Genomic DNA, 15,521 nt, shown 5'->3' on the forward strand with positions numbered 1-15,521 from the left:
GCTCGCGGCGGCCCGCGGGGACCGGGAGTCGGCGCGCCGCCCGGCCGACCGCGCGCGCGCGCTGGCGGCCGGCGGCGCGACGCCGCCGGCCCCCGTCACGTCACGGTAGCGCGAGCGCCAGCGTCGCCGACGGCGCGGCGGCGACGAAGTCGCGCACCTGCGCGTAGACGCGCGAGTCCGCGTAGAGGTCGGAGTGCTGCATGCACGCCGTCTGCGTGTTCGCGGCGCCGTCGAGCGGCGTGCTGGTGGCCGGGTTGATCACCTGGTCGCAGCTCGTCCACCACGTGCCGTACCGCGGCGCCCCCCACGTCTCGTCGGTCGCGTTGAGCGCCGTGAGGAACGCGGAGCCGGGGCGCATCTCGACGCACGCGGTCTGGCCGCAGAACCACGCCGTGTTCGTGCCGTGGTTCGGCCCCCCGAGCGAGACGAGGGCGTCGACCTTCGCGTCGCCGCCGAGGTTGCGCAGGTAGTACCGCGCGGAGAGCGCGCCCATCGAGTGCGTGACGACGTCCACCTGCGTCGCGCCGGTGGCCGCGAGGATCGAATCCACCTTCTGCCCGATCAGGGCGGCCGTGGTCGCGTTCGACTGCGCGGTCGGGTAGCTGAACGTGGCCAGCTCGGTCGCCTTCCAGCCGTCCTTCTGGAAGCGCGACGTCATCGTCCCCCAGATGCCGCCGCTGGAGTTCCAGCCGTGCACGAAGAGGATCGGGTTGCGCGCGGGGCGCGTGGGACGGCGGGCGTCGTCGCGCCCGCCCGGGCCGAGCAGCCGGGCCGGGTCGGAGCAGGCGGCCGCGGCGAGCACGCCGGCGGCGGCGAGGGTGCGGTGGAGGCGCATGGCGGCTCAGGGCTTCTTGCGACCCAGGATCCCGCGCAGCCCCGCCTTCACCCCTTCCTTCACCGCCGCGTCCTTCACCTGCGCCTTCGCCCCGGGCCCCGAGTCGGGGCTCGCCGCGCGCAGCGAGTCGGCGGCCGCGCCGGCGCCCGCGAGCGCCTGCCCCATGTCGACCACCTGATACGACTCCGGCCAGCCGAACACCGACGCGTCGAAGCTCGCGCGCTTCAGGTCCACGACCTCCATCGTCGTCGTGTCGGTCGTCGTCTTCTTGCCGTCGCCGGTGGTCGAGACCATCACCGACCGCAGCGGCACGCCCCCCCGGCTGGCCTGCTGGTACTTCTCGATCTGCGCCGACATCGCGGGGCTGAAGACGCGGATGCCGGCGCCGAACGCCCGGGCCCACCGCCGCATCCCGCGGTCGTCGGTGCCGGGGAGGTCGTTGGCGACCCACTGGTCGGTGACCGACTCGGTGGTGCTCGCGTTGCGCATGCCGAGCACGCGCGCCTCCACGGTGAGCTTCTGCCGGAGGCGGAACCGGCGCGTCTTGTGGCCCAGCACGGCCTCGCCCGCGCCGAGCTCCTCGAACGCGAACTCCTGGTCCTTGAACTCCAGCTTGAGCATCGGGTTGTTCATCAGGGCGCCGAGCCCCGAGCCCATCGCGGCGGCATCCATGACCATCACCTGCTTCTCCTTCACGTTCACGATGGCCATGCGCTCGTCGTCGCCGCGCATGACGACGTAGCCGTCCTTCCCCGCCATCGGGTTGAGCCCCTCGACGTAGTCCATGCGCACGTTCCCGCCGGCCATCCGGATCGACGAGACGTAGCTCGCCGAGGGGGCGCCCTTCTGGTCCTTGCGCGAGCTGGACACCTTGTAGGTGAACTGCACCCCGTCGACGAGGGCGAGAGGGCGGGCGGCGGCGGCGGTGCCGACCGCGAGGGCGGCCCCGGCGACGGCGAGCGCGCGGCGGCCGGGGGAGGCGAGGCGGAGCATGGCTGATCTCCTTGAGAAGGGCCCGACGATGCGCCACGATACCATTCCCGGACGGCGCGGCAAGCCGGGGGGCCGAAACTTCCCCGCCCGCGCCGGAGTAGGGTGGGCAGCCTGGAGGATGCCATGATCTCGACCCTGATCTCCCTGATCGTCTTCGTCGCCGTGCTCACCGCCAGCGTGGGCGGGTACGCGGCGGCGCGCCGTTTCGTCCGCGAGCGCCTGCGCTTCGTCGACGCCGCCCAGCGCGCGTCCACCCCCTGGCTCGCCGGCGGCGGCGCCTGGGTGCTCGGCTCCCTCGTCGCGCTCCTCCTCCCGTTCGTCGGCCCGATCGCCGCGCTCAGCTTCGGCGTCTCGGTGGGGCTCGGCGTGGCGGCGGGGGCGCGGGACATCCGGCGGGGGGGGAATTACTTGAAGGCCTGACGCCGGGCGGCTCCCGAACGGCGGGAGTCGTCACTGCGGGAGTCGAAAGTACGGGAGTCGTGAGAGCGCACTGCGCACTTACGACTCCCGCTTTGATGACTCCCGCAGTGACGACTCCCGCCGTTTCAGCCGTAGCGCTCGCGCAGGACCTTCACATGATGCCGCTCGTGCCCCGCCACGATCCACGCCAGCGCGCGGACGGACACCGGGACGTTGTTGGCGACGACGGTGCGGTCGAAGGTCTCGGGGGGGAGGCCGCGGAAGAAGGCGAGCGTGGCGCGGCGGACGGCGGTGAGCTCGCCGAGCAGGGAGTTCAGCGTGCGGGCGTCGAAGTCGGCGCGCTCGACGTACGCGTTCTCGTCGAAGGCGGGGAGCGCGCCGGTCTCGCCGCGCGCCGCCGCGACCGCGCGGTAGGTGAAGATCCGCTCGGCGTCGGTGAGGTGGCCGAGCACCTGCTTGACGCTCCACTTGCCGGGGGCGTAGCGGTGCGCGGCGCCGGCCTCGCCGAAGCCGTCGGCGACGGCGACCGTCTCCTCCAGCTGGCGCTCGAGCAGCTCGAGCACGTCGCCGTCGGGGACCTGGTCGATGTAGCGCGCGTAGTACGGCGCGAACTCGCCGGCGGCGGGGCGGACGGCGAGGGCGGCGGGGGAGAGCGCGGACATGGGCGGCGGAATGGGAGGGGTCAGGGGGCGGTCGCGGCGCGCTCGTGGACGACGCGGCCGCCGACGACGGTCAGCAGGACGCGCGCGTCGCGGATCGTCTCGGGCGGCACGCGCGTGAGGTCGCGGTCGAGGAGCACCAGGTCGGCGAGTCGGCCGCGCTCCAGCGTGCCGCGCTCCCCATCGTCGAAGGAGGCGTGCGCGCCGGCCCGCGTGTACGCGCGCAGCGCCTCGTCCACCGTCACGCGCTCGGCGGGGACCCAGCCGCCGGGGTGCGCGCCGTCGAGCGTGCGGCGCGTGACGGCGGCGTAGATCCCCTCGAGCGGCGTCGGGGGCGCGACGTACCAGTCGCTGCCGAACGCCACCGACGCGCCGGCGGCCAGCAGCGAGCGGAAGGCGTAGGTGCCGCGCGCGCGCTCGGCGCCGATCACCTTCTCCGCCCACCGCCCGTCGTCGATGGCGTGGTACGGCTGCATGCTGGCGACCACGCCGAGCGCGGCGAAGCGCGGCACGTCGGCGGGGTGCAGGTGCTGCGCGTGCTCGACGCGCCAGCGGCGGTCGCGCGGGCCGTTCGTCGCGCCGACGCGCTGGTAGACGTCGAGCAGCGCGCGGTTGGCGGCGTCGCCGATGGCGTGCACCATCACCTGCAGCCCGGCGGCGTCGGCGCCGCGCACCCACGCCTCCAGCGAGTCGGGCGGGGTGACGAACAGCCCGCGGTCGCCGGGCGCGTCGGCGAACGGCTCGAGCATCGCCGCGGTGTGCGAGCCGAGCGAGCCGTCGACGTAGCCCTTGAGCGCGCCCCAGCGGAGCCACGCGTCGCCGCGGCCGTGGGCCGCGACGTGGTCGCGCAGCCGCTCCCACGTGGCCAGCGGGACGGCGGCGAGGACGCGCGTGCGCAGGCGGCCGGCGGCGCGGGCGCGCGCGAGCGCCTCCAGCTCCTCCCAGGTCCCCATGTGGTGCACCGCCGTGACGCCCTGCGCGGCGACGTACGCGGTGGCGGCGTCGATCGCCGCGTCGACGCGCGCGGCGGGGGGCGCCGGGACGACGCGCCAGACGAGGTCCATCGCGTTGTCCTTGAGCACCCCGGCCGGCTCGCCGGCGGCGTCGCGGACGATGGTGCCGCCGTCGACGTCGGGGGTGGCGCGCGTGACGCCGGCCGCGCGCAGCGCCGCCGAGTTGGCGAGCGCCATGTGCCCGTCGAGGCGGTTCACCCAGACCGGGTGGTCGGGGGTGGCCGCGTCGATCCACGCACGGGTGGGCAGCTCCCCGCCCCACGCCTCGTGGTCCCAGTCGCCGCCGGTGATCCAGGTGCCGGCGGGGACGGTGGCCGCGAAGGCCTTCAGGCGGGCGACGAAGTCGGCCGGGGTGCGGGCGTCGCGCAGCTGGACGCTGGCGAGGCGGAAGCCGCCGTCGACGAAGTGGACGTGCGCGTCGACGAAGCCGGGGACGACCATCCCGCCGGCGGCGTCGACGACGCGCGCCCGCGGGCCGGCGAGCTTGCGCACCTCGGCGCTGGAGCCCACGGCGGCGAGGCGGTCGCCGCGGACGGCGACGGCGTCGGCCCACGGGCGGCGCGGGTTCCCCGTCCAGACGCGCGCGTTGACGATGGCGAGGGAGACGTCGCCGCCGGACGCCGGGCCGGACGCCTGGGCGGGCGCCTCCGCGCTCACGGCCGCGAGGGCCAGGGCGAGAACGGCGGCGCGCCGCACCGCCGACTCAGGCGCGGCGCTCCATCGCGTCGCGCACGTCGAGCAGGATCTCGAAGTAGAGCTGCTCGCGGCGATAGGCGAAGTCGAGCGACGCCTGCTGCTGCAGGTCGTTGGAGGCGCGGGCGCGGTCGAACGCCTCGCGGTACATCTCTTCCAGGTTGGCCAGGATCTTCTCGCGGGAGCGCGACATGCGGGCTGGGGCGGAGGCAGGGTCGGACGCCAGCGCGGGCGCCGGGACGGCGCGCAGCGCGGCGTGGGTGAGCCGCGGCGGGGCGTCGTGGGGCGCGGGCGCCGCCTCCTCGTCGCCGATGAGCTTCCGCGCCATGCCGAGCAGCAGGCGGCGCGAGTCGGGGAGCGGCGGGCTCACGGCGGACGGGGCGGCCGGCGGAATGAGGGACGCGTGAGGCGCGAGGAGGTCTTCGCGCGCGACGCGTACCGGTGCGTGTACTGCGGGGAGGTCTTCCCGCCCGAGGAGCTGACGGTGGACCACGTGCAGCCGCGCGTGCGCGGGGGGGACCGGTCGGGGGGCAACCTAGTGACGGCCTGCGGGCCCTGCAACGTACGCAAGGGGCACCGCTCCCCCGCGGCGTTCCTCGCCGACGAGCCGGAGGCGCTGCGCCACTTCCGCCGCTGGGCGCGGCACGTCTGGCCCCGCCACCTGCGGGCGGTGGAGGAGGAGGTCGCCCGCCGGCTGGCCCCCCGCTGACCGGTTGAACTCCGGCGCGACGGCCGGGTATCATTCCTCCGTTCAAGGGGAGTAGCCACGCGGCGCCCGATGCCGCGCGGCCGGATCGTCAAGACTGCGTTCCCGGCAGGGGCGCACGGTCCGGTCGGGTCGTCCGACACGATCAGGCGAGACCTTCGCAACGGGCGGCCCGCGTTCGCGGACCGCGCGGCGAAGGCTCGCCTGTTGCGCGTCCGGACCACTGAGGAGCACTCGATGAACAACGTGAAGGTGTTCGTGCTGATGGCGGGGCTCACGGCCCTGCTGGTCGCGCTCGGCGGGGCCTTCGGCGGCTCGACGGGCGCGACGGTGATGGTGGGCGTCAGCGCCCTGATGAACCTCGGGATGTACTGGGGCTCGTCGTCGATGGTGCTGCGCGCGTACGGCGCCCGCACCGTGAGCGCCGCCGAGGCGCCCGAGCTCTACGCGATGGTGGACCGGCTGCGCCAGCGCGCCGGCCTCCCCATGCCCACGGTCGCGATCGCGCCGTCGGCGCAGCCCAACGCGTTCGCCACCGGGCGCAACCCGGAGCACGCGGTGGTGTGCGTGACCGAGGGGCTCATGCGCCTCATGGGGCGCGAGGAGCTGGAGGGGGTCATCGCGCACGAGCTGGCGCACATCAAGAACCGCGACATGCTGCTGCAGACGATCGCGGCGACGATGGCCGGCGCGATCACCAACGTCGCGCAGTTCGGCTTCCTCTTCGGCGGGGCGAGCGACGACGAGGAGGGGAGCAACCCGATCGTGGCGATCGGCATGATGATCCTGGCCCCGATCGCGGCGATGGTGCTGCAGATGGCGATCAGCCGCCAGCGCGAGTTCAAGGCCGACCGCGTCGGCGCCGAGATCACCGGCCGCCCGCTGGGGCTGGCCAACGCGCTGCGCCGCCTGGAGGCGGGCGCCAACGCGATGCCGATGCACGTCTCGCCCGCCATGGCCCCGCTGGCGCAGGTCAACCCGTTCGGCGGCGGGGCGCTGCGGGGGGTGGCGAAGCTGTTCTCGACGCACCCGCCGACCGAGGAGCGCGTCGCCCGCCTCGAGGAGCTCGCGCGGTGACGCGGCGGGCTGCGGGCTGCGGATTCGGAACCCGCAGCCCGCCGCCCGCCGCGTCACCCCGGCGCCAGCCGGTGGAACACGTGCTCCTCGACGGGCCGGTCCCCCTTGAGGTGCTCGACCACGATCCGCTCCAACAGCGCCGGCGTCACGCGCGCGTACCAGATCCCCTCGGGGTACACCACGAGGATCGGCCCCTGGGCGCACACGCCGAGGCAGGGGGTCTCGCCGCGCTTCACGCGCGTGGCGCCGAATAGGAGCCCCTCGCGCTGGAGCAGCCGGGCGAGGAGGGCGTAGATCTCGCGCCCGCGGCGTTCGGGGGAGCAGAAGCCGCCCGTGCAGACGAGCACGTGGCGGCGGTAGCGCTCCATGTGGGGCGCGGGGGCGAGCGTCGGGGCGGCCATGTAGCCGCACAATCGCCGGTGCGCGCGCGCCGTTCCAGGGGCGCGCCGTGCGGCGCCCCCGCGCCGGGCTCAGCCCCGCGTGATCCGCGCGCGCAGCAGGGTGCGGGCGCCCCAGAGCACGAGGGCGCTCCCGGCCAGCGAGGCGGCGATCCCGGCGGTGCCGCGGTCGCGCAGCCCCATCGACGCGTAGGTCGACAGCAGGAACCCGATCCCCGAGGCGACGAGCCCGCGGAGCTGCGCCGCCCCCAGCCGCCCGTTCGCGTGCGCCCAGGCCGCGTAGCCGAGCAGGAGCGCGCCGCCGCCGCCGACGAGGAGGTGGAGCGTGGCGTCGCGGTCGAGCGGGAGGTGCAGGTCCATCGCTCCCCTCCGGGGGACGAGGCGCGGCGGCCCGGGCGGCCGCCTCCGGGAAGCTAACCCCGGCGCCGCGCCCCGGTGAGGAGCGGCCCCGTCAGTGCGGCCGGAAGAAGGCCATCACGATCTCGAACACGATCAGCAGGACGATCGCCAGCTCCAGCGCCTCGGCGCGGGCGGCCTGCGCCTCGCCGTTGAGCATCGCGTACGTCTCGCGCACGATGGCGAGCTTGTGGTCGATCCCCGCGCGCCAGGCGCGGGCGCGGAAGATCTCGAGCGCCGCCAGGTACACGCGCGCCAGGTACACGTCGTCGGTGACCTTGAGCGCGCTCTCCGCCCGCTCGACCGTCTCGGTGGAGTCGGCGACCTGCGTCTGCAGCTCCGCGAGCAGCCCGGCGTAGCGGTTGCGCAGCATCGAGCGCCCGCTGCCGCGCAGCGCGGCGATGCGGTCGTACATCCGCGGCAGCTCGGCGTCGAGCAGCGCGTCGTAGTAGCGCAGCTCCAGCAGCTGCGCGTTCGCGAACTCGAGGATGAACTGCACGTCGGTGTCGTGCGCGCGCGGCTCCACCACCAGCGCGTTGTCCCACGACAGGATCGCGAGGTCGTCCTCGTAGTAGCTGAACCGGTGCGGGAGCAGCTCGCGCCGCGCCGCCTCCGAGAGCGGGCGGGTCTCGTTGAGCAGGAGCGGCACCACGTCGACGTCGCGCAGCGCGCTCGGCGCCACCGGCCGCCCCTCCGCGTCGAGGACCCGGCTGAGCCGGTAGACGACGTAGTCCTCCGTCTGCGGCGCGAGGGCCGGGCGCTCAACCGCGGGCGCGATGCGCTCGGTGAGCAGCCGCAGGTGCTGCGCGAACGACGCCGCCAGCGCCGGCGCGGTCTCGAGCGCGGGCCCGAACGCCGTGAACGCGTCCCACGGCATCTCCGCGGGGAGGTCGACGCGCGCCCGCAGCGAGACGACGCCGAAGTCGAAGATGCGCGCCGACAGCTCGACGGGGCGCGCGGCGTCGCCGACCGTCACCGTCTCGTGGCCGAGGATGACGGTCACCGGCGGGTTGCGGATCTGCAGCGCCTGCGCCTCCCCGCGCACCGGGCGGACGCGCTCCGGGGCGCTCGCCGCCAGCAGGTCGAGGGCCCGGTCGAGCGCGATCTCGTAGCCGACGTCGTAGAGGCGGTAGACGACCGCGGCGCCGTCGACCCGCAGGGCGCTCACCGCTTGTTGTCGCCCGGGGGCGCGACGTAGCGGAGGGCGCTGACCACCGCGCCGCCGACCAGATGTTCGTCGCCGATGGCGCGGGCGCCGCGTGGGTCGACGCCGGCGTACCACACCCCCTCGGGGTAGACGACGACCATCGGCCCGTGGCCGCACTGGCCGAGGCACCCGGAGCGGTTGACGCGGACGCGCTTCTTGAGCGCGGCGCGCGCGACGCTTTCCTTGAGCGCGTCGCGCACCGCGTCACACCCGGCGCGCTCGCACTTCTTCCCCTCGCACACGAAGACGTGGCGTTCGTACTGGCTCATGCCGGCGCCCGTCGCAAACCTCCTGCCGCGCCCCGCCGCACCCGCCCCATGGCCACGATCGAGGACCTGCACCGCCTGGACATCCGCGTCGGCACGGTGGTGGCCGCCGAGCCCTTCCCCGGGGCCCGCGTCCCCGCCGTCAAGCTCGAGATCGACTTCGGCCCCGAGCTGGGGCGCCGCCGGTCGAGCGCGCAGATCACCCGCCGCTACGCCCCCGACGCGCTGGTGGGGCGGCAGGTGGTGGCGGTGGTGAACTTCCCGCCCCGCCGCGTCGCCGGCTACGTGAGCGAGGTGCTGGTGCTCGGCGGGGTGCCGGAGGCGGGGGACGTGGTGCTGCTGGCGCCGGACGCGGTCGTGCCCGACGGCACCCGGGTGGCGTAGGGCGCTGCGGGCTGCGGGCTGCGGACTGCGGACTGCGGATCCGAACCCGCAGCCCGCAGCCCGCAGCCCGCAGCCCGCGGCGGACGGAGCCCCGCCCGCCCCGATTATCTTCGAAGGCAGCGACGCACTCACCCCCACACGGAACTCCGTCATGGCTTCCGCGATCGACCCGGGCGTGGCCGGCAAGGGCTACGCGCACCCCGAGGCGCTGGTGTCCACCCAGTGGGTGGCCGACCACCTGCACGACCCGGGGCTGCGGCTGCTGGAGAGCAACGAGGACCTCCTCCTCTACGACGTCGGGCACGTCCCCGGCGCGCAGAAGATCGACTGGCACGCGGACCTGAACGACGCGACGGTGCGCGACTACGTGGACCGCGCGCAGTTCCAGGCGCGCGTCCGCGCGCTCGGCATCGACGAGACGACGCCGGTCGTGTTCTACGGCGACAAGAACAACTGGTGGGCGACGTACGCGTTCTGGGTGTTCCAGCTGTACGGGTTCGCCAACGCGCGCGTGATGGACGGCGGGCGCACGAAGTGGGAGCAGGAGGGGCGCCCGATGACGACCGACCGCCCGAGCTTCCCGCCCACGCAGTACGTCGCCCCCGAGCGCGACGACGCGCGCATCCGCGCCTTCATGCCCGACGTGCACGCGCACCTGAAGGCCGGCGGGAAGCTCATCGACGTGCGCAGCCCCGCCGAGTTCACCGGCGAGAAGCTGCACATGCCCGAGTACCCGCAGGAGGGGACGCTGCGCGGCGGCCACATCCCCGGCGCGCGCAGCGTGCCGTGGGCGCGGGCGGCGAACCCGGACGGCACGTTCAAGTCGGCCGACGAGCTGCGCGCGATCTACGAGGGGGAGGCCGGGCTCACGCAGGAGAGCGACGTCGTCGCGTACTGCCGCATCGGCGAGCGCTCCAGCCACACCTGGTTCGTGCTCACCTACCTGCTCGGCTACGGCAAGGTGCGCAACTACGACGGGAGCTGGACCGAGTGGGGGAACGCGGTGCGCGCGCCGATCGCGCGGGGGGCGGAGTGATGGCGGAGACGCAGCAGCAGGCGACGACCGCGCCGGCCGGCAAGCCGCCGACGCGGGTGCAGGTCACGTGGCAGGGCGACCACCGCTTCGACGCGGTGCGCGCCTCGGGGGGCCCGCCGATCCGCATCGACGCCTCCGCCGAGACGGGGCCGGGCCCGGTGGACACGCTGGTGTCGGCGCTCGCCGCGTGCACCGCGGTGGACGTGGTGGACATCCTCGCCAAGCGGCGCACGCCCGTCGAGTCGCTGGTCGTCGACGCCGAGGCGCAGCGGTTCGCCGGGGTGCCGGCGCGGCTGACGGCGGTGGAGCTGGTGTACCGGATGCGCGGCCCCGGGATCGAGCCGGCGCACGCGGAGCGGGCGATCGAGCTGGCCGTCACCAAGTACTGCTCGGTGCGCGACTCGCTCGACCCGAGCATCCCGGTCACCTGGCGGCTGGAGCTGGACGGCGGGGAGGCGTAGCGGCATTGCCGGCCGGCGGGTCGGGTGGCATGGTGGCGGGTCCCTTCCCCTCCCCATGACGCATCCCACCCGCCGCGCGCCCGCCTTCCCGCCCTACACCCCCGACGTGGCGGCCCCCGCCGCGCCGGCGTGGTCCCCCGCCCGGCGCGTCGCCTTCCGCTTCTTCTGCGTGTGGGCGGTCGCCACCGTCGCCCCCTGGCCGCTCGACGCGATCCCGGGGGCCGCGGGGCTCCTGGGGTGGTACCGCGACGGGTGGGCGGCGGCCTACCGGTGGGTCGGCGCGCACGTGCTGCACACCGCCGCGCCGGCGGTCGCGCACCCGAACGGCGCCGGCGACAAGACCGTCGCCTGGGTCGCCGCGTTCTGCGCGCTGGTGCTGGCGGGCGTCGGGGCGGCGCTGTGGTCGGCGCGGGCGCGCGGGCGCCTCGCGCACCCGGTCGCGTACGAGCGGCTGCGCACCTACGTCCGCTGGTACGTCGGCGCCGACATGCTCGGCTACGGCATGTACAAGATCCTCCCGACGCAGTTCCCCGCCCCGGCGCTGTTCCGCTACGTCGAGCCGTACGGCGAGTTCTCGCCGATGTCGGTGCTGTGGACGATGATGGGGCACTCGACGCTCTACAACGTCTTCGCCGGCGGCGCCGAGGTGCTGGGCGCGCTCCTGCTGTTCTGGCGGCGCACGACGTCGGCGGGGGCGCTGCTCCTGCTCGGCGCGATGGCCAACGTGACGGCGCTGAACTTCGCGTTCGACGTCACGGTCAAGCTGCACTCGCTGACGCTGCTCGCGCTGTGCGGCTTCCTGCTCCTCCCCGACGCGCGCCGGCTCTGGGCGGCGGTGGTGCTGCAGCGCGCCGTCCCCGCGCGCGACGTCGGCGCCACGACGCTCCCGCCGCGCGTGGTGCGGTGGCAGCGCGTGGTCACGCCGGTCGCCGTGGCGGCGATGACGGCGCTCGTCGCGTTCGACGTGTACGGGCTGTGGAGCTCGCGGCGCGGCCCCGGGCACCCGGCCGCCGGGATCTGGGAGGTCGAGGGGTTCGTGCGGAACGGGGTGGCGCACCCGCCGCTGACCACGGATCCCGTGCGCTGGCGCCGGCTGATCGTCGAGAAGGCGAACCGCGTCACGGTGCAGGTCATGAGCGACTCGCTGCGCCGCTTCCGGCTCGAGGGGGAGCCGGGCGTCCCCCTGCTCTCGTTCGTCTCGGTCGAGGACTCGACGCTGCGCGGGATGCTCGCGGTGACCCCGGAGGGCGCGGGGGCGCGGGCGACGGGGACGTTCGGGGGCGACTCGCTCGACCTGCGGCTGCGCCGGGTCGACCCCGAGCAGTTCACCCTGCGGCGGCGGCGCGGCCTCCACTGGGTGCAGGACGACAACTTCCAGCGATGACCCCGGCGTGACCCCGGCCTCCCCCCCGATCCTGCTCTACGACGGCGACTGCGGCTTCTGCGCCCGCAGCGTCCGGTTCGTGCTGGCGCGGGAGGGGCGGGACCGGTCGCTCCGCTTCGCCACGCTGCAGGGGCCGGTCGGGGCGCGGGCGCGGGCCGCCGAGCCGGCGCTGGCCGGGGTCGACTCGGTGCTGTGGGTCGAGGGGGGGCGGGTGCTCGTTCGCTCGGACGCCGCGCTGCGGGCGCTGGCCTACCTGGGGGGCGGGTGGCGGGTGCTGGCCGCCGTGGGGCGGGCGGTCCCCCGTCCCGTCCGCGACGCGGTGTACGACTGGGTGGCCCGCCACCGGCTGCGGCTGGCCGGCGGGGCGGGCGGGTGCCTCCTCCCCACCCCCGAGCAGCGGGCCCGGTTCCTCGACATCGCGGCCGGGACCGGCTAGCTTTGGAGGCTGCGTGGCGGGGAACCTCCGCGCGCGACGCCGGCCGGTCGGGATCGGCCACCCTCGAAGCACCCCTCGCCACACCGCGCGATGAAGAACGACATCCACCCCCTCTACCACCCGGTGGTCTTCAAGGACCTCTCGAACGGGCAGCTGATCGTGACCCGGTCGACGATGACGTCCGAGCAGAAGATCACGCTGAGCGACGGCCAGCAGTACCCGGTCGTGCCGCTCGAGATCACGAACATGTCGCACCCCTTCTTCACCGGCGAGCAGCGCCTGGTGGACACCCAGGGGCGCGTCGACAAGTTCAAGAAGCGCTACGCGCGCTGACGTCCGCGCCGCGTGCGACGGAACGGCCCGGGAGCCCCGCGCTCCCGGGCCGTTCTCGCGTCCGCCCCGGTAGATTCCCGGAATGACGCGCCGACTCGCCGCCGCCGCGCTCGCCCTCGCGCTGGGCGGCTGCTCCTTCGCCCACGACTGGCACGGGTCCCCCGTCGACCCGCCCGCCCCCGCCCCGGCCCTCCGCCTGCGCGGCGCCGGCGGCGCGCCGTTCGACATCGCGGCCGAGCGCGGGAACGTCGTCCTCGTCTTCTTCGGCTACACGCGCTGCCCCGACGTCTGCCCGACGACGCTCGCCGACTGGAAGCGGGCGCGCGGCCTGCTCGGCGCCGACACGAGCGGCGTGCGCTGGGTGTTCGTGTCGGTCGACCCGGAGCGCGACCCGCCCGACTCGGCGGCCGCCTACGCGCGGCGCTTCGACCCGTCGTTCGTGGGGCTCGGCGGGACGCCCGCGGAGATCGAGGCGGTGACGAGCGCGTGGGGGGTGTCGGCGATCCCGGAGACGCCGCAGGCCGACCCGCACGCGGAACACGGCGCCGCCGCCCCGGCGACGATGGTGTCGCACACGCCGCGTACCTTCGTCGTGGACGGCGAGGGGCGGCTGCGGCTGCTCTTCGCGCCGGACAGCCGCCCCGCCGGGATCGCCGCCGACCTGCGCGCGCTGCGGTAGGCCGCGCGCGCCGCGCTCAGCGGCGGCGGATGCGCACGCCGCCCGAGCCGGTGTCGACCTCGATGCGCCCGCGCCCGTCGCCGATGCGGCCGGCGATCCGCCCGCGCTCGCGCCGCGTGTAGGTCACCGGCAGCTCGCTCTCGAAGCCGCCGCTCCCGGTGTCGACGTCGAAGGTCGCGCCGAAGCCGTCGGGGACGCGCAGCGTGACGCCGCCGGAGCCGGTGTCGATGCGCAGCTCCTCGACGTTGGCCGCGAGGCCGAGGTCGACGTCGCCGCTCCCGCCGTCGACGACGATGCGCGCCGCGCGCACGCCGTCGAGGCGGGTGCCGCCGGACCCCATGTCGAGGTCGAGCGACGCCGCCTCGACGTCGCTCCCGCGCACCCCGCCGCTCCCGGCGTCGACGCGCAGCGTGCCGGCGCGCACGCGCGTCAGCTCGGTCGAGCCGGAGCCGAGGTCGAGGTCGAGGTCCCCGCGCGCGTCGGCGAGTCGCAGCTCGCCCGAGCCGGCGTCGACGCGCAGCCGCCCGCGCGTCCCCTGCACGCTGGCGCTCGCCGTCTCGACGTCGAGCACCAGGTCGCCGTCGACGTCGCGCACCGTCGCCTCGCCGGCGAGCAGCCGCAGCACGACGCGCCCGCCGGCGGGGACGCTGACGGTGACGTCGGCCCACGTCTCGACGCCGCGGTCGTCGCCGCGGATCTCGAGCGCGGCGCCGCCGGTGCGCGACACCGACCGCCCGCGCCACCCGTCGCCGCGCCAGCCGCCCTCGAAGCGGCCGTCGTCGCGCAGCGCGGCGTGCACCACCTCGTTGCGGCCCAGCCCCGGGTACGAGACGCGCGCCTCGCGCGGGAAGATGCGGAGCGCCTCGCGCCCGCCGTCGGCCGTGCCGCGCTCGACCGCGGTGCGGCTCGCGTCGCGGCCGCGGCGGGTGACCTCGACGGCGACCTCGCGCTCGGTCCCGGCGACCACGCGCAGCCGCCCGACGACGTGGCTCACCTCGGGCGACTCGCCGCGCAGGACGAAGCGCTCGGCGTCCTGCGCGCCGGCGGCGGCGGGGAACAGGAGGGCCGCGGCCAGCGCGGCGGCAGGACGGCGGGCGGGAGCGCGCATGGGCGGGGCGGGTGGGAGACGGCGTCCCTACGCGCCCGCGGCGGGCGAGGATTCGTGGCCCCCGACGCGCCCGTTAGCTTGCGCGCCGATGTCCCACGCCCGCACGCCGCTTCCCGCGCCCACGCCGGGCGCCACGCTGGACGCCGCGCTCGCCGACGGGCTGGCCGCGCTCGACGCGGACGGGCTCCGGCGCACGCTGCGCCCGCTGGTGCGCGTGGCCGGCGCGACGGTGCGCGACGCCGACGGACGCACGCTGGTCGACTTCGCCTCCAACGACTACCTGGGGCTCGCGGCCGACCCCCGCCCCGCCACCGCGGCCGCGGAGGCACTCGCCGAGGGCGGGGTGGGCGCGGGGGCGGCGCGGCTGATCTCGGGGGACCACCCGTCGCACCACGCGCTGGAGCGGGCGCTGGCCGCGCTCAAGCGCGCCGAGGACGCGGTGCTGTTCGCCAGCGGGTGGGCGGCCAACGCGGGGGCGATCCCGGCGCTGGCGGGGCGCGACGACGCGATCTACGCCGACGCGCTGAACCACGCGTCGCTGATCGACGGGTGCCGGCTGTCGCGCGCGACGGTGCGCGTCTTCCCGCACAACGACGTCGACGCACTGGCCGGGCTGCTGGCCGAGGACGCGGGGCGCTTCCGGCGGCGGTGGGTGGTGGTCGAGGGCGTCTACTCGATGGACGGCGACCTGTGCCCGCTCGACCGGGTGACGGCGGTCGCGCGCGCGCACGGCGCGTTCGTGTTCCTCGACGACGCGCACGCGACGGGCGTGATCGGCCCCGACGGCCGCGGCAGCGCGGCGCACTGGAAGGTCGAGGGCGCCGTCGACGCGACGGTCGGGACGCTCGGCAAGGCGCTCGGCACGACGGGCGCTTTCGTCGCGGGGAGCGCGGCGCTGGCGGAGCTGCTGCGGCACCGCGCGCGGTCGTTCGTGTTCACGACCGGGACGCCGCCGGCGATGGCGGCGGCGACGCTGCGCGCGCTGGCGGTGCTGCACGAGGAGCCCGGGCGGCGCGCGCGCGTGCGCGCGGTCGCGC

21 protein-coding genes are annotated in these 15,521 nt (G+C 75.8%); 11 read left to right on the forward strand and 10 right to left on the reverse strand.

The genetic code is table 11. The features are described from left to right. Window positions 1-100: 100 nt before the first annotated feature. Both PYV61_RS09150 and PYV61_RS09155 read right to left on the reverse strand, forming a co-directional pair. On the reverse strand, window positions 101-835 hold the full coding sequence (locus PYV61_RS09150) for a triacylglycerol lipase (RefSeq protein ID WP_275830593.1): 735 nt from the start codon (window positions 833-835) through the stop codon (window positions 101-103). A 6-nt stretch (window positions 836-841) separates the two neighbouring features. After that, the gene (locus PYV61_RS09155; protein WP_275830595.1) at window positions 842-1,828 is read right to left on the reverse strand and encodes a hypothetical protein; all 987 of its coding nucleotides are present in this window, start codon (window positions 1,826-1,828) and stop codon (window positions 842-844) included. Between the two features lie 123 nt (window positions 1,829-1,951). Here PYV61_RS09155 and PYV61_RS09160 point away from each other — a divergent pair, with 123 nt between their 5' ends. Beyond that, window positions 1,952-2,248, forward strand: coding sequence for a hypothetical protein (locus PYV61_RS09160; protein ID WP_275830597.1), 297 nt, complete (start codon window positions 1,952-1,954; stop codon window positions 2,246-2,248). A 125-nt stretch (window positions 2,249-2,373) separates the two neighbouring features. On the opposite strand, the gene PYV61_RS09165 is transcribed toward PYV61_RS09160, so the two are convergent. Genes PYV61_RS09165 through PYV61_RS09175 form a run of 3 tightly spaced genes read right to left on the reverse strand, consistent with a single transcriptional unit; the run spans window position 2,374 to window position 4,983 of the window. Further along, entirely contained in the window at window positions 2,374-2,910 is a 537-nt protein-coding gene (locus PYV61_RS09165) for a DinB family protein (protein WP_275830599.1), read from the reverse strand. Between the two features lie 20 nt (window positions 2,911-2,930). Continuing rightward, the gene (locus PYV61_RS09170) at window positions 2,931-4,616 is read right to left on the reverse strand and encodes an amidohydrolase (protein WP_275830601.1); all 1,686 of its coding nucleotides are present in this window, start codon (window positions 4,614-4,616) and stop codon (window positions 2,931-2,933) included. A 7-nt stretch (window positions 4,617-4,623) separates the two neighbouring features. After that, window positions 4,624-4,983: a hypothetical protein gene (locus PYV61_RS09175; RefSeq protein ID WP_275830603.1), complete on the reverse strand. Its 360-nt coding sequence runs from the start codon at window positions 4,981-4,983 to the stop codon at window positions 4,624-4,626. A gap of 33 nt (window positions 4,984-5,016) precedes the next feature. On the opposite strand from PYV61_RS09175, the gene PYV61_RS09180 reads away from it, so the two are divergent. Together PYV61_RS09180 and PYV61_RS09185 are read left to right on the forward strand one after the other, a co-directional pair. Continuing rightward, window positions 5,017-5,322 carry an HNH endonuclease gene (locus PYV61_RS09180; protein WP_275830605.1) on the forward strand — a complete coding sequence of 102 codons (306 nt, stop codon included), beginning with the start codon at window positions 5,017-5,019 and terminating at the stop codon, window positions 5,320-5,322. A gap of 234 nt (window positions 5,323-5,556) precedes the next feature. Further along, window positions 5,557-6,396 (forward strand): zinc metalloprotease HtpX, encoded by an 840-nt coding sequence (locus PYV61_RS09185; RefSeq protein ID WP_275830606.1) that lies wholly within the window; start codon window positions 5,557-5,559, stop codon window positions 6,394-6,396. Between the two features lie 53 nt (window positions 6,397-6,449). On the opposite strand, the gene PYV61_RS09190 is transcribed toward PYV61_RS09185, so the two are convergent. The 4 genes from PYV61_RS09190 to PYV61_RS09205 form a co-directional block, all read right to left on the reverse strand. Beyond that, window positions 6,450-6,797: a (2Fe-2S) ferredoxin domain-containing protein gene (locus tag PYV61_RS09190; protein ID WP_275830608.1), complete on the reverse strand. Its 348-nt coding sequence runs from the start codon at window positions 6,795-6,797 to the stop codon at window positions 6,450-6,452. Window positions 6,798-6,866: 69 nt separating this feature from the next. Continuing rightward, the gene (locus PYV61_RS09195) at window positions 6,867-7,154 is read right to left on the reverse strand and encodes a hypothetical protein (protein ID WP_275830610.1); all 288 of its coding nucleotides are present in this window, start codon (window positions 7,152-7,154) and stop codon (window positions 6,867-6,869) included. Between the two features lie 91 nt (window positions 7,155-7,245). Further along, a complete protein-coding gene (locus tag PYV61_RS09200; RefSeq protein WP_275830612.1) occupies window positions 7,246-8,358 on the reverse strand; it encodes a hypothetical protein in 1,113 nt (370 codons plus the stop codon). After that, the gene (locus PYV61_RS09205) at window positions 8,355-8,666 is read right to left on the reverse strand and encodes a (2Fe-2S) ferredoxin domain-containing protein (RefSeq protein WP_275830614.1); all 312 of its coding nucleotides are present in this window, start codon (window positions 8,664-8,666) and stop codon (window positions 8,355-8,357) included. The genes PYV61_RS09200 and PYV61_RS09205 overlap by 4 nt, the downstream gene beginning before the upstream one ends. A gap of 48 nt (window positions 8,667-8,714) precedes the next feature. Here PYV61_RS09205 and csaA point away from each other — a divergent pair, with 48 nt between their 5' ends. The 7 genes from csaA to PYV61_RS09240 all read left to right on the forward strand — a co-directional run bounded on the left by csaA (window position 8,715) and on the right by PYV61_RS09240 (window position 13,376). After that, a complete protein-coding gene (gene csaA / locus PYV61_RS09210; protein WP_275830616.1) occupies window positions 8,715-9,047 on the forward strand; it encodes a chaperone CsaA in 333 nt (110 codons plus the stop codon). 151 nt (window positions 9,048-9,198) lie between these two features. Further along, window positions 9,199-10,083 (forward strand): sulfurtransferase, encoded by an 885-nt coding sequence (locus tag PYV61_RS09215; protein ID WP_275830618.1) that lies wholly within the window; start codon window positions 9,199-9,201, stop codon window positions 10,081-10,083. Further along, window positions 10,083-10,544 carry an OsmC family protein gene (locus PYV61_RS09220; protein ID WP_275830619.1) on the forward strand — a complete coding sequence of 154 codons (462 nt, stop codon included), beginning with the start codon at window positions 10,083-10,085 and terminating at the stop codon, window positions 10,542-10,544. The genes PYV61_RS09215 and PYV61_RS09220 overlap by 1 nt, the downstream gene beginning before the upstream one ends. Before the next feature lie 55 nt (window positions 10,545-10,599). Further along, on the forward strand, window positions 10,600-11,928 hold the full coding sequence (locus tag PYV61_RS09225) for a hypothetical protein (RefSeq protein ID WP_275830621.1): 1,329 nt from the start codon (window positions 10,600-10,602) through the stop codon (window positions 11,926-11,928). Window positions 11,929-11,935: 7 nt separating this feature from the next. Next, on the forward strand, window positions 11,936-12,364 hold the full coding sequence (locus PYV61_RS09230; RefSeq protein ID WP_275830623.1) for a DCC1-like thiol-disulfide oxidoreductase family protein: 429 nt from the start codon (window positions 11,936-11,938) through the stop codon (window positions 12,362-12,364). Between the two features lie 90 nt (window positions 12,365-12,454). Beyond that, window positions 12,455-12,697, forward strand: a complete 243-nt coding sequence (locus PYV61_RS09235) for a type B 50S ribosomal protein L31 (RefSeq protein ID WP_275830625.1) — start codon at window positions 12,455-12,457, stop codon at window positions 12,695-12,697. An 82-nt stretch (window positions 12,698-12,779) separates the two neighbouring features. Next, a complete protein-coding gene (locus tag PYV61_RS09240; protein ID WP_275830628.1) occupies window positions 12,780-13,376 on the forward strand; it encodes an SCO family protein in 597 nt (198 codons plus the stop codon). A gap of 16 nt (window positions 13,377-13,392) precedes the next feature. Here PYV61_RS09240 and PYV61_RS09245 read toward each other — a convergent pair whose 3' ends face one another. Next, window positions 13,393-14,484 carry a DUF4097 family beta strand repeat-containing protein gene (locus PYV61_RS09245; RefSeq protein ID WP_275830630.1) on the reverse strand — a complete coding sequence of 364 codons (1,092 nt, stop codon included), beginning with the start codon at window positions 14,482-14,484 and terminating at the stop codon, window positions 13,393-13,395. Between the two features lie 88 nt (window positions 14,485-14,572). Here PYV61_RS09245 and PYV61_RS09250 point away from each other — a divergent pair. Beyond that, on the forward strand, window positions 14,573-15,521 hold a 949-nt coding region (locus PYV61_RS09250; protein WP_275830632.1), incomplete at its 3' end, for an aminotransferase class I/II-fold pyridoxal phosphate-dependent enzyme.

The sequence above is a fragment of the Roseisolibacter sp. H3M3-2 genome (assembly GCF_029211165.1).
GTDB lineage: Bacteria > Gemmatimonadota > Gemmatimonadetes > Gemmatimonadales > Gemmatimonadaceae > Roseisolibacter.